This is a genomic window from Novosphingobium sp. MD-1 (assembly GCF_001014975.1).
GTDB lineage: Bacteria > Pseudomonadota > Alphaproteobacteria > Sphingomonadales > Sphingomonadaceae > Novosphingobium.
On sequence record NZ_BBXA01000033.1, the window covers coordinates 1 to 14196 of the forward strand.

At 66.2% G+C, this 14196-nt stretch carries 3 protein-coding genes; 1 reads left to right on the forward strand and 2 read right to left on the reverse strand.

Annotated elements, in window-relative coordinates:
• The coding region (locus NMD1_RS17775; protein WP_158453996.1) for a hemagglutinin repeat-containing protein at positions 1-11557 on the reverse strand (11557 nt) is incomplete at its 3' end.
• A 10-nt stretch (positions 11558-11567) separates the two neighbouring features.
• A complete protein-coding gene (locus tag NMD1_RS17780; RefSeq protein ID WP_125956100.1) occupies positions 11568-13307 on the reverse strand; it encodes a ShlB/FhaC/HecB family hemolysin secretion/activation protein in 1740 nt (579 codons plus the stop codon).
• Positions 13308-13611: 304 nt separating this feature from the next.
• Here NMD1_RS17780 and NMD1_RS17785 point away from each other — a divergent pair, with 304 nt between their 5' ends.
• Entirely contained in the window at positions 13612-14193 is a 582-nt protein-coding gene (locus tag NMD1_RS17785) for a response regulator transcription factor (protein WP_158453997.1), read from the forward strand.
• Positions 14194-14196: the final 3 nt, after the last annotated feature.

Here is a 14196-nt window from a genome sequence, read left to right on the forward strand (position 1 = left end):
TGTCGCGCTGCGGCTCGGCCGTGATGGTGGTGCCGCCGCCCTGCTTGTCGCTCTGCGGCTCGGACGTGATGTACGTGATCTTGGGCGTCGCCACGATCGCGACCGGTGCGGCCGATTTGATGGGATTGGCCGGGACCGGAAGGACGGCCTGACTCACTGCGGGCAGGTCACCGGCACGCGAAACGGCACGCGCCTCGGGGGCCGCAAGCGGGGTTGCTGCTTGAATGGCCGCGCCGACCGGCGCGACGGCCGCGGGCGCCGCCGCGTTGCTTAGCCCCGCTGCGGGAGACACCGCTTGCGCCCGCGCGCCCGGGTTGGCCGTTATGGGCGCAACCGTGATGGCACTGGAGGGCACTCCCGAAATCCCGGTAGCCCGACCCACGGCCGTTTGCGGGCCCGCAGCAGCCGCCCCTTGTCGAAGCGCGGTTCCACCGGTGGCTACCGCGCTAGCCCCGCCCGTCTGCGGAGCTTCGGGCGAGAGACTGTCGGCCTGGTTCCGTGTGGTGACCACGCCCGCAGCGACGCCGGGATCGATTGCCACTTGCTGAGCACCGGGGCCGGTGATCACCTGCTGCACGATCGGCGAAACGCCGTTGCCGACAAACGCCGGACCCGATTGCGAGGTGATGCGGGTGTCGACCGTCTTTTTGTCGGTCTGGTTGTAGACGTTGAATCCGCCCGAACCGCTGCCCTCGGTTTCAAGCTTGGGCTTTGTGGGAGGAGTGCCCCCATCGGTTTGCCCTCCCGGGTTCGGCGACGGTATCACCGGATTCTGCGCGGCGTTCGCATCGGCCCGCGCCCGGCCCCCTGATGGCGTCTGCAGGACTGCATTCTGTGCGGCGTTGGCGTCCGCACGGGCACGGTTTCCGGTGACGCCGCCCGTGTTCGCGTTGGAAGGTGCATTGCCGGCCGCCGCCGGATCCTTGCCGCCGGTCCCCGGCTTGGCGTCCTTGGGTGCCTGTTCCAGGCCGATGGCCACGTTGAACCCGCCGCCCTGTTTCTGGTTGATATCGACCACCGCCTGGTTCGTTACCGTGCCCTTGGTCGCAACCACGTTGGCGCCGGTAGCTGCATCGATACGGGTGCCCTGCAGGGTGACGCTGTCGCCCGCGACATTGACGGTGCCCTGGCTGGAGGAAAGCTTGACCACCTCGTTCTTCACCGTGTTGGTGCGGTCCACCTGGTAACCGCCCTTCACTTCCAGGCTGTTGCCATTGACGTCCCCCGGCGTGCCGCCGTTGCTTGCCTTCTTTTCCTTGCCCACGGTGAAGTCCAGGCCGGCATTGGCGGTTTCCGCCGTGCTGGTCGAGGTGGAACGCGCAGCCTCCAGCAACACGTTGCCCCCGGTGGCACCCACGTCCACGCCCTTCGCGCCGCTGATTTCGGTGCCGACGAGCCGCAGATCGCCCCCCGTAGTCGTGACACTGACCTTGCCCGAACCCGATTCGATCTTGCCGACGACAGCTTCGCTGCTGGCGCTCGAACTCTTGCCGTATTCGGCCTCAACGCCCCCGGCCACGGTCTTGCCGATGATGTCGACGCTCAGTTTCTGGTCGACGCCGATCTCCTTGCCGGACTTGTTCTCGGTGTTCTGCGCGGCCTGGTAATCGAACGATCCAGCCTGGATCGCAACGCCCTGATCGCCCTTGATCTGCGTGCCTTCGAGCGAGGTCTTGCCGCTGGTGACGGAAACCACGCGGCCACCCGCGTTGTAGCTGGATGTGACGGCCTTGCTCGAGCTCTCGCTTTCTGCGGATTGGCTATGGGTAAAGCCCTGCTTCACCCCCGCGCCAAGCTGGGCGTCGGTGGTCAACCCTTGCGAGACGCCGGCATTGGCAGTGACCCCGATCTCGAAGACATCGCTGCGGCTGGAGGTCGAGGAAAACTTCGTGTCCGCTGCGGCGCGATCGGTCAGCGTCGTCGCGCTTTGCAGGATATCTCCGCCTGCGGCGATCTGCGTGCCCTGATCATTAATCGCGTTCTTCGCCACGCGGACGACGTCCGTGCCAGCTGAAAGCGTGGTGGTGACCGCGTGCGTGCTGCCCTCTACCGAGCTTTGCGATTCGTTGGCGACGCGGACCCCCGCGCTCGCATCGACCTGGACCTTGACCCCGGCGGTGGCCCCGAACTTGGCCGGGCTGCCCGCGCCGCCAGCTTGTGCGGCGATCTTGTCCGGCGAAAGCTGCACCGAACCTTCGACCCCAGCCTCGGCCTCGGCCTTGCCGCCGGCCGTGAGGTAAAGTCCGGCAGTCGTCTGGCTGCTGCTCGACGTGGTGATGTCGTGATCGGTCGCCGCCAGGTTGTTGATGTTGGTTGCGGATTCGACCAGCTTGCCCGCCGCCGAAAGGTTTGCGCCGCGCGTGGTGATGTCGTTGTCCGCCACGATCACGAGGTTGCCGCCCGAACTGATCTGACTGCCCACGTTGGTCAGCTTGTCGGTGGTGTCCTTCGAACTGGTGACTCGCGCGCCGATCGTCACCGTGCTCGATCCTTCAGCCGAAGCCTTGGCGCTGGCATTGCCGCCCGCTGCCAATGCGGCCTTGCCATCCTTGCCCGCGACCGCGCCGATCGCGCCGGCCTTGGCCTCCGCGCTCGCCTTGCCTTGCGAATCGACGAAGATGCCGACCGATGTGGTCTTGCTCGTCGTCGTGCTCGTCTCGGTGTTCTCGCCGGACAGGATGTTCACGTCCTTGCCCTTGAGCACGAGATCACCGGCGGTGGTCGCCACATTCGAGCCCTGGATGGTCAGGGTGTTGCCCGCCACGATCGCGCCCTTATCGCCGAACGTCACGTTGGAGGCGACGCTGTCGGACTTCTTCGCCTGGCTGTCGGTCACCGTCTTGCTGTAGAAGTTGAGCGAGGAGGAATTCTTGCCCTCCGCCGATGCCTGGGCCTGGGCCGAAACCTCGCCGCCAGCGCCTGTCTTCTTCGCGAAGGCGCTCGCGCCCGCAGACGTCGTGCCAGTGCTGCTGCTGCTTACGCACAGGATGCAACTGGTTTCCTTGTGGCTGGTCACCTCGCTCGTGTCGGCGCCGGCCACGATGTTGACATCGTTGGTGGCCTGGATCAGCCCGCCCTTGTCCGCGCTGACGTTCGAGCCCTGGATCGTCACGTTCCTGTTGTTGACCAGCGCGAGCTGGCCGCCGGCGGCGATCCCCGACGAAACATTGCGCGTTTCCTTGTCCGTCGTCCGAACGGATTCGCTGCCGTAAAGTCCGCCGCCCACGCCAAAGCCCGATTTTTTCGAATCGACCGTCGTGGTGGTCTTGTCATTGCCCGCAAGGATGTTGAGGTTGTTGCCCGAGGTATCGACAACGACATCGCCGCCGGCCTTGATCTGGCTGCCGCCGGTGATGTTCGTGTCGCCGCCCGACTTGACGTAGAGAGAACCGCCGGTGGTGACGTTCGATCCCACGTTCGTAGCGGTGTCGACGGTGGTGGTGGTGGTCCGCTTCTGGAAGACGCCGCTGTATTTCTCGGTCGTCTTCGAACTGCTCGTGTCGGTGGCCGCGGCAATGGTTACCACCCCGCCGGCCACGATAGCGGCATCGCCCCCGGCGTTCACGTTGCTCCCGGTGATCGTGGTCGATCCCCCGCTCTTGAGCACGAGGTTGCCGCCCGCACTCAGGTTGGAGCCAATGTTGGTGGTGCTGGTGGATTGGCTGGTGGTGGTCGTGCGGCCCTGCTTGGTTTTCGATGCGCTTGCTTCGGTGGCGGTCACCGTGCCGATGTCGATGGCATTACCTGCGTTGAGCACCAGGTCCTTCCCGGCGCTGACCGTGCCGCCCTGGACCTTGATGTCTTTCGCCGCGTTCAGTGTCAGGCTCTCGCTCGCCACGATCGCGGCGCGTGGACCAACCTGGGTGGCTACGGTTGTTCCGTTCTGCACCGTCTGCGTCTGGGTGGCGACCTCGATGCTGCCGCCGCGCGTCGTCAGCGCCAGGTTCTTACCGTAGAGGTTGTTGGTCCCGTCGACCTTGATGCCCTGGTATTGGTCAACCGAAAGCGCCGTGCCCGCGGCGATGGTGCCGCCCTTGAGGTCGACCGCCGTGTTGTCGGACCGCAGCGCGATCCTGTCCGCCGAGATGGTTCCGCCGGTGTTGATCACGTCGCCAGCCGCAACGATCGCCACCGATTGCGTGCCCTGGATCGTGCTCGCCAGGTTGGAAACGGTGCCCGTGGCGGATTTGAGATAGACCTGCCCGCCGGTGATCTGCGCGCCGTTGGTGTTGAGAATGTTGCCGGAGGCGCGGATGACGTTGGTTTTCGTGCCGGTGATCGCCCCGCCGTCGTTGGTGAGCGAGGTCAGCTGCAGGTTGACGTTGTCTGCGATGATGCCACTGCCGGTCACCAGCGCGGCCTTGGTTGCGGGCGAGAGATAGACGACCGGCGCCAGCACGCTTTCGCCGCCCACGGAGGTGCGCACCAGCCAGATGATGTCACCGGGCAGCGCGGCGGCCTGCGCCTCGGTCAGCGGCTGGCCGATGGTAAGGCCGTTGGCCTGCGCGTACTTCGCGGCATTGTCATAAAGCGCGGAAAGCTGGTCATCGAGGCTGGCATAGCTGGACAGCAGCGTGCGCCCGGTGGCGCCGAGCAGTTGCTGGCTGATCAGGTACGCTTCGTAATCGGCATCGCCCAGCCGCTTGCCCAGCGCATCGGGTCCGATCCCGAGCTTCTGTGCCAACAGGTCCGAGCTCAGGCCGGCGAGCGGCATGGTGAACAGCGGGTTCGATTCGACCAGGAACTGCCCCGACGAGCCCGGCACCGTCACGAAGCGGCCATTGGGATTGGTCGGCAGCGTGACCGTGGTGCCGCCGAACGAAACCGCGGGCTTGCCGCCCACCGTGGTGACGCTGACCGGATTGGCAATCGCGGTCGGGCCGGTGCCGGTGACGGCGATCGCGCCCGTCATCGCCCCGGTTACCCCGGCGATCATCGTGGAGGTGCCGGCCGCCAGCGCGGCGCCGCTGCCCGCCCCGGTCCCGGTCGCGGCGGTGGCGCCGGTCGCGCCGGTGGTGCCCACGCCGCCGGCGGTGGGGGCGGCAGTGCCGGTGGCCGTGCCCGACGAGGCCCCCGGCGCGGTGGCCGTTGCGGTCATCGTGTTGGCATTGACCGTGCGGGCCGAACCGATGTTGGTCAGCCCGAAATTGTTGCCGTTGAGCGTTCCTGCGAAAATGCCAGGATTGGTCGCGGCCGCGCGGTTAGAAAAATACGTGTTGATATCACCGAAATTCTGACCGCAGGCGGGATCGTCGGCAACGCTGAAGCACGTTTTTGTCTCCGTGGTGGTGACATCGGACAGTACGATGGTGCTGTTCGGGTTGGCGAAGGTGATCGTGTGCCTGACGACATCGAGGAAGTAGAACCGGGTCTCCTTCGTCTGCAGGGCCAGCGAATCCGAGAGGAAAGTGGATGAGGGGTTAGCACCGTTGAGGTTGATGGTGCCGGCGGACAGCGTACCGCCGACGTTTTCCACCCGGCTGAATCCGTTGACCGACAGCGAGCCGCCCGAAACGACCTGCGGCGCATAGGACGGCCCCGACAGCCCGTTGGCGAACGACTGGACATCGAAGCGGTACATCTGGCGCCGGAAGATCTGCTGGTCATTGCAGACCGAGGGCGTTGCGTTGGTGCAGCTTCTTGCCCCCACGCTGGCAACGGTGGAGGGATCGGAGATCGTCTGCGAGGATGAAGTCCGGGTCCAGTCGCCCGGGGTCGAGTTTGTAAAGTTCGTGGTGTTGATCGTGATGTCGCCCGACGCGTTGATCTGGCTATAATTGGCGATCGTACCAACAAAACCATACGTGGGGATGCTGGTCGTCAACGTGATCGAGCCACCGGAATCGATTGATCCGGCAAAGCCCGCCGAGGCGGAGGCGACGTCGCTTGTGCCCTTGTTGATGATCGCGCCGCCAGCCGTGATGTTGACCGCGGTGGCGCCGTAGATTTCGCCCGAGTTGATGACCTGCCCAACCTGGCTGACAAAGGCTGGACGCGCCACGATCGTGGTCGCACCACCCGACGCGATTGCCCCTGTGCTGGACACAACCAGAGGCTGATCGCTGCGCACCTCCAGATTGAGCCCGCCGCCGCCGTAAATCAGTCCGTTTACCGTCAGAGGGCCGAAGGTGGTGAGGCCCGACACCCCGCTGCCGCCCACTAACCTCGAACCCGCCCCCTGCATGGCGAGACTGTCCACCCCGATCAGGAACGAATCCGACGCGGATATCTGCGCCCCGTCGGCCAATTGCAGCAACGTTCCGCTCAGGCCCGAATCGTTGGGCCGCATGGTGAACAGCCGCGAAGTGCTGCGTCCGCCGGTTTGGAAAACGAACTGGCGAACCTGGTTGGCGAGGATCGTGTCGGCGGACAGCAGGCCAGCATTGATCACCTGCGCGCCACTGCCCGGTGTGGCGAGGGTCAGCGCATCGTTGGCCACGATCTTGCCGCCCGCCGCGTTGCTGATGCCGTTGGTGCCGTTGAGGGCTAGTCCCGTCGCCGCCTCGATATCGCCGGTGCCGCCGTTGGTGATCGTGTCCGCGCTGATGGTGACGGCAGGGAATATCCCGCTCGCTGCTGGCACGAAGTAGATCGCGCCCTGGTTGAGCAACGCGCCCGAAAGCCCAATCGACGACCCCACATCGCCCTGGATCGTTCCCGCGTTGCTGATCGAGGCGATGCCGAGGTCGAGCCGCCCGGCCAGCAGAGTCGAGCCCGCACCGATGCCGAACGCCAGCCCACCCGCCTTGGCATCGAGCGTGCCGACCACCTGGAATAGCCCATCGGTCCCGGTCGATCCGCCCGGCCCCGCAGTGAAGCGGTTGTCGAAGGCGATCGCGCGGTTGTCGCCGTTGATCGCGCGCAGCGCCAGGTTGCCGGCGACATAAACCGTGCCGGCGTTGGTCAGGCCGGTGCCGAGCGTGATCGTGCCGTTGTAGGGCGCGAAGACCGCGCCGAGCCGGTTGTCGAGCGAAGCCGCCGTCAAACCCAGCGTGCCGCCGGTGAAGACCCTGCCGGTATTGGTCAGCGTGCCAGCGATCGTCAGGTTGGTCGCGCCGCTGCCGGTGACGAAGCGGCCCGCATTGACGAACGAACCGAGTGTCAGGCTGGCCGCATCGGCGGCGATTGCCGCACCCGCATCGGTCGCAAGCACAGTGGCAGGCCCATCGATGGTCAGGCGGGCCGGCGCGGCTCCTGCGGCGGCCTGTGCGGCGATCACGCCGCTACCTGTCGCGGAAACGGAAAGGGTCGCGCCGGTGCCATGAATCGCGAGGTCGCCCGCGGCGATCACTGTGCCGCTGTTGACGAAACCGCTGCCCGAAAGGTTGAAAGTGGCGTCCTTGCCGGACTGGATGGCCGAGCTGTTGGCCAAGTTCGCCGCATTGACCAGCAGCGTTCCCGCGCCGTCGGTCGATCCGATCAGCGTGCCCGCATTGTTCAGATCCCCTGCGAGCGTGAATGTGGTGCCCTTGTCAGCCTGGAACACGCTGCCGGCCAGGTTGGTGAACCCAGCCGCGGTGATCGCGGCGGTCCCGTCTTGCGCGTAGATCGTTCCCGCGTTCTGCCCCGCACCGCTGTAGGCCAGCGCCAGGTTGCCGCGGCTCTGGATCGTGCCCGGGTTGTCGAGCGAGGCGAAGCTCCAGTCGAGCCCGTTGCCGAGCACGAGGCCCTGGTTAATCAGTACGGTGCCGCTACCATCTAGCGTGATCCGCCCAGTGGCGGTGGGGCTGGCGGGCGCCGTCTGAATCGTGCCGGTGAGGCGATTGGTAAGCGCGAGGCCTGTGCCGGAAAGCGTGATGTCGTCTTGCGCCGAGATGAGGCCGGCGTTGTCGAGCGTGGGTGCGCCACCGGCAAAGGTCAGCGCCAGCTTGCCCAGCGAAACCAGCCGCGCGCCCTGCTGCACCTTGAGCGACCCGAGGGTAAGCGCGGCATTACCGCTGGAGTTGGCCAGGAAGATCCGCCCGGCATCGTCCAGCAGACCCGCGATCGTGATTGCGCCGCCGATTTCCGACTGGATCTGCCCTGCCGAGGCATTGTCCAGATTGCCCGCAGCCAGTGTCAGCGTGGCATTGGCGCCGATCGTTCCGCTATTCGCCAGCGCACCCGAAACGGTCAGTCCGAGATTGCCGTTCGCCACGACCGTGCCCGTGTTGGCCAGGCTGGCGAGCGTGACCGCCACCGTCTGCCCGGTCACTTGGCCTGACTGGTCGGAGAAAGCGGCGTTGGCACCGCTGATTGACAACGCGCTGCCAGATACAATGCGTCCGGCGGCGGAATTGGTGAACGCAGCGGCGTTGCTGCCCGCGATCAGCGAAAGGTTGCCCACCGCCTGCAAAGCGCCACTGTTTGCCAGCATCGTGCTGAGATTGACGGTGAGCGCCCCGTTCGAGGCGAGGCTGCCGCTGTTGGTCAGCGAAGCTGCCGTGACCGTGCCGCTCCCTCCGGTATCGGCCGAGAGCACGAGGTTGCCGCTGTTGGCGAGCGTGCCGGCCACGTTTATCGTGTTCGATCCTGCTGTCGCGCCGATCGCGCCCGCGTTGTCCAGTGACGCAAGCCCAAGCGCCAGCCGATCGGCGGTGAGCACGCCGCCGGCGATGTTTACCAGCGAGAGTGCACCATCGCTCGTCAACGTGGCCGGTGCCGCGCCCGTGGCCGCCTGTGCGGCGACCACGCCTGTTGCCGCGTTGGTGAGGGTCACCGCGTTGGTGCCACCGTGAAGCGCCACACCCCCGACGCCGAGCAGCGTGCCAGCGTTGCGAGAGCCAGCCATGGCGAGGGTGAGCGAAAGCAGACCATCGGACTGCACGATCGCGCCCGCGGCGTTGTCGAGTGCGCCGCCGAGCGTGATTGCGCCGCCGTTGCCCTTGGTGGTGAGAATCGTGCCTGCGTTCTCCAGTGTGCCGCTCGCCGAAAGGGTCACGCCGGCACCAGCCTGGATGCCGCCCGAGGCGCTGTTCGCAACGCTCGCCGCCGTGCCGGTCACCGTGGTCCCCGCGATCAGCACGCCCGAATTGCTGGCCGCGCCGGTGGCGGTGAACGCCAGCGCGCCATTGGCGTTGAGCGCGCCGGCATTGTCGAGCGACGCAAGGGTGAGCGCGATGCCGTTACCGGTCAGCACCGAATTGGTCGCGGTGGTCAAATTGACCGCGGTGCCGCCGATGGTCACAGACTTGCCTGCAGCGGACCCCGCCTGGATGAACGCCTGTCCGGCATTGGTCACCGCCAGCGCGGTGCCGGTGCCGGTGATCGCCAGGTTGCCCTGCGCGAGCAGGTTGCCCGCGTTCACCAGAGTGGCACCGCCGATCCGCAGCGCGAGATCAGCCTGCGAGACGATCTGCCCGCCGGCCTGGTTGTCGAGCGTGCCTGCGCTGATCGTGCCGCTTCCGCTGGCGTTGGCGAGATATACCGCGCCTGCGTTGACCAGCGCGCCGGTGGCGGACACGCTGCCGCCCATGCCCGATTGCAGCGTGCCCGTGGCAGCGTTGCTCAGCGAACCCGCCGTCACAACCAGCGTGCCGTTGGAGCCGACGGTGGCGCGGTTGGTGAGCGTACCCGTGGTAGCCAGGGTCAATGCGCTGCCGCCAACAACCGTGCCCGCGTTGTCGAGGCTAGCTAGCACCGCGCTGACCGTTGCGCCCGAGATGGCAGCGCCCGCTGCATTGGTTGCCACGGCACCACCGTCGATCGTCAGCCCGCGCGCGGCGCTGGTCGTGCCGTTGTTGGCGAAGCTGGTCGCCAGGTGCAGCGCCAGATCGCGAGAAGCCTGGAGCGTGCCGACGTTGGTCAGACTTCCTACGGTGATCGCAGCATCAGCGGCGGGATCGGTCGCGGCTATGAACAGTCCGGTGTTGGCCAGAGTATCGGCGGTCGCGATAGTCCGGGCCGCCTGGACGGTCCCGTCATTGCGCAGCACGGCCGCCTTCATCGTCAGCGAACCGGAGGTGAGCAAGCGCCCGCCAGCGGCGTTGGTGAACGCCTCACCACCGCCGCCGCTGCGATCGGCCAACGTCAGATCGCCTTGCGCAACGATTGTGCCGCTGTTGGCGGATGTGCCGCCGAGCTGAAGCGCGATTCCTCCGGCATTGGCAGCGATCGTGCCCGCATTGTTGAGGCCTGCCCCGGCGCGGACCGTCACCGCGCCGTTGTCGCTGACCACCGTGCCATTGCCTGCACTGCTGACGAAACCCGCGGCATCGAGCGTCAGCGCGCCCGGGCTGGTTACCGCGTAGCCGCCGAGATCGAGATTGCCCGTGCCCGCGGTCAGCGTGAGGGCGCCGCCGTTGCTGTAGACGAACCCGCTGCCGGTGGTAGCCAAGCTGCCGACGAGCCCCGTCAGCGAACCTGCCGCACCATAGCTGGTACCGCCCAGCGTCGCGGCACCGGCGATGTCGAAGGACATTGCGCCGCCGGCATAGCGCTGGTTGGCGTTGGCCAGCGCCGTGGCGGAAGTGGTATCGGCCAAAGCCGCAGACGTTAGAGACAGGTTGCCAGACGCGATGATCGCGCCACCGGTCAGGGTTGTCTTGCCCGCTGCGGCCAGCGCCAGGTCGCGTCCTGAGGTGAGGCTGGTATCGCTCGCGGTCAGGTCACCGACGCCAGCAGAACCGGCAGCGATGGCGAGGTCGCGCGCGGCGGAGATACTGGCACGCAATTCGAGATCGCCCGCGGCGGTGATCGTCAAATCGTCTGCCACCGCGGCCGCATCGCCCAGCAGCCGAACGCCGACCCCGGCCTCGGTCGCGATCAGCCGGATGCGGTTGGCGTAGATTCCGCCGACAGCGGTCGAATCGATGGCGTAGTCGGGCGCCGCTCCAACGCCGGCCAGCGCGGAGGCGGTTCGTGCCTGGTAGTCCCAGCGGTGGGCGCCGCCGACGACATCGAGCACCTTCCCATAAGCCGGCCCGCCAAGCGCGATCTTGCGGCCAAGCAGCGCAGCATAATCGGTTGTCTGGGCATCGAGCCCTGCTCCGGTTAACGCAATCGTCCCACCGGTCACGTCGAAGCCGAGCAATTGTCCTGTGCCGTCGATCCGCGAACGTCCGGTGGTGAGCGTGAACGCGGCAGTGTTGATCACTCCGCACCCGCCGCAGGAGATCCCGTTGGGATTGGCAACGATTACGTCCGCCCTCTGCCCGGCCACCTCCAGGTAGCCGGCGAGCACGGTTGGGTTGGTCGAGGTCACCTCGTTAAGGATCGCCCGGGCCGGCGCGGTGAGGTTGCGGTTGATGTCGACCAGCCCGGCCAGCTGGGTTGTCACCCGGCCTTCGGCATTGGCGTCGGCGGCGGTGGCGTTGTTGAGGATGACGCCCCGGCTGGAAACGTTGAAGGCGTCGTAGGTGTTGACCGAGATCCCCGCCGCATTGGGATTGGCGATCTGCACCACCGGCACCCCGTTATCGGCATTGCGGACCTGGGTGGCGGCACTGTTCGGCGCCACTTGCGCCAGCAGTTGGCCTCCGGGAGCGGAGACCAGCATTGCTGCCAGCGCCAGCGTGGAGACCGAGCTGGCCGAACGCAGGCGGCGGGAGGGACTGCGGGTTGCCGTCAACGCGCGCATGGTTCGCATCCTAGAACGAGAGTGAGGCCCTGACGAAAGCCAGCGTGCCTTCGTCGGGAAGCGGCCCGCGAGCGATCGCGCGCGACGCGGTGAAATCGAGATTGACCGGCCCGGCGCTGACGCCGACCCCGCCGGAGACGCCCGCGATGGTGCCACTCGGTCCGCCCGGCGAGGCCGAGCCGACAAAGCCTCCATCGAGCCCCAGGTGCGGACGGATCAGCCCGCGCAGCGGGCCGATCTGCACGGGCAGCAGCGCTGTCAGGTCGTTTTGCAGAAAGGCGCCACGATCGGCTACGAGGCTACCGACGAGAAAGCCGCGGACCGTGAACGGTGATCCGATCACCATCTGCTCGCTGCTGTAGAGCGGATCGAAAGCGTATTGCGCTTCCACCTCGCTCGAGAAGACCAGGCTTGTGCGGCCCGCGGGAAGCGCGATCGAGTAGTAGGCATGCGCGGTAAGCTTGGTGAACTGCGCACGCGGGCCTCCCGGCCCGGTCTGCGCAATGGCGTCGTCCAGCGCGCCAAGCGCCTTCAGCCCTTTGACCGCGCCCATGCCGAGCTTCAGCGAGCCGCGTCCCACCAGGATCGACCAGTTGGCATCGAATTCAAGCACGGTAAGCACGCGCGAGCTGACCGGCAGATAGATGCCGTTTATGTAGTTGCGGTTGCGCTTGTTGGTGATTTGCGCCGACAGTTCCACCTTGTTGTGGCTATCGCGGTATACTTGGAGATCGGCGCGGCCAAAGGCGGTGGCGTTGTGCCCTGTCAGCACGAACACCGTGCCGCCGCCGGTCACCGTCTGCGAGGTATAGTCCGAATCGTTATAGCCCCCGCTCAGCGTCAGGGCGTTGCGCGGCACCGAGAACAGCACGCTGTTCGAGCGGGAGTCGCGGTTCGGTCCCCCCGGGAACACGGTCTGCCGGCGTGAATAGCTGATCAGGTCGTTGATCCCGAGCACATTGTCCAGGATGACCGTCCCGGTTGCCTGGTTGCGGCCGGTGGAAGGCTGTCCGGTGTTGTCGTAGGATCCGCTGACGTGGAGGCGCGATCCCACGCGGTTGGATATGCGCACCACGCTGTACCCGGGCTGGGATCCCGGCAGGATGTCGAGCGTCGCATGGTTCGAGGCGAGGCGGTTGACCTGGTCGAGCCCCTGTTCGAACACGCGCAGGTTAAAGGCCTTGTTGGCCACATTGCCGAAGGCGCCGGTCATATTGATCGTGCCCTTGGCCTTGTCGTCAAGCACGACCTTCTCGACCTTGCCTTCCACCACATCGAGCACAAGCACGCCCTGCTGCAGGCTTTGCGGCTTGATGTAGACCCGCGTCGTCGGCCGGCTCTTCTCGATGTAGAAGCGGGTGATGTCGGACAACAGGTTCTCGACGTCGCCAAGCCCGAGACAGCGGCCGATGTAGGGCGCGGTGAGTTCGCGGCGGCGGCCTTCGTCCAGCAGCGGACTATGTTCGAATTCGATCGCCTTGATCTCGCGGCAGGAGCCTTGGCTGGCGACCGCCTTTTCGTGGGTCGGGACCTCGATCACCGTTTGCGGCTGCGGGCTGGTCAGGATGCGGGTGACATCCTGCTGGATCTGTTCCTGCTGCTGGCGCTGCAGGACCTCTCCCTGCCTTGCCGCGTCCACGGGGGGCGCAGGCGGCGCTGCTTGGGCCGCCGCTGGTTCCGCACCAAGGCCCGCGTGCAACGCCAAGGCCAGCCCGAGCGAGCTCAGCGGCCCGCCATTCCCGATCTTCATCCCCCGCATCCACTTCGGATACACCCCGCGACAAGTGCAGGAAATCACGACATTTTGACCGCTCAGGCACTGAGACTAGTCAAAATGTAGGGTGTAATTCCCAGCGCGGGACAGTACTCGCTGGGGAACCGCTCAGGGCCATCGACACTCACCCCAAACTACGAGGCGATCGGGCGAATCCGTTTTGATTGTCTGGACTTGCGTTAGGGAAATTCGAAGGCTTGTCGCCAAACGGATTTTCGATGATGAGGTCGCATCGATGGCGAGGGGGCCGTCGGGGTTACAGTTCGAGCGGGGGCGAGTGTTGTCCAGTCCCAACTTCCTATTGATTGACGACCACGGCTTGTTCAGTTCGGGAGTGGAACTGATTATCCGGCAAGGCTTTCCCGGCGCGCGGCTCGCTTCGTTCGCGGCTCTCGGGATGGCGCTGGAATGGAATGAGGCGATTCCCGACGTCGTGCTGCTCGATATCAATCTGCAAGGCATAAGCGGCATCGAAGCCGTGCCGATGCTGCGGCTGCGGTGGCCCGCCTGCCGCATCGTGTTCGTCACCTCCGAGCAGGACCAGGCGGTGCTGGCGCGCGCTATGGCCAGCGGCGTCGAGGCCATGGTCGCCAAATCAGAATCGCCCGAACGACTTGTCTCGGTCCTACGGCGGCAGGTGCCTGGAATCCAGCCCGAGGCCGCCAGCTCGCCGGACTTCAGTCCGCGCCAGGTTGAAGTGCTGAAACTGCTGAGCCAGGGCCTGTCGAACAAGGCGATCGGCCGGACCCTGGGCCTTTCCGAATTCACCGTGCGCGGGCATGTTCAGCTGATCCTGAAATCGCTTGGCGTAACCAACCGCACTGCCGCGGTGTTCCGGGCGCGCGCGGTGGGCTTGTTGTGACGC

Excerpts from the sequence above, each read along its gene's own strand:
- NMD1_RS17780 (WP_125956100.1), bottom strand. The coding sequence starts at position 13,307 with ATGAAGATCGGGAATGGCGGGCCGCTGAGCTCGCTCGGGCTGGCCTTG.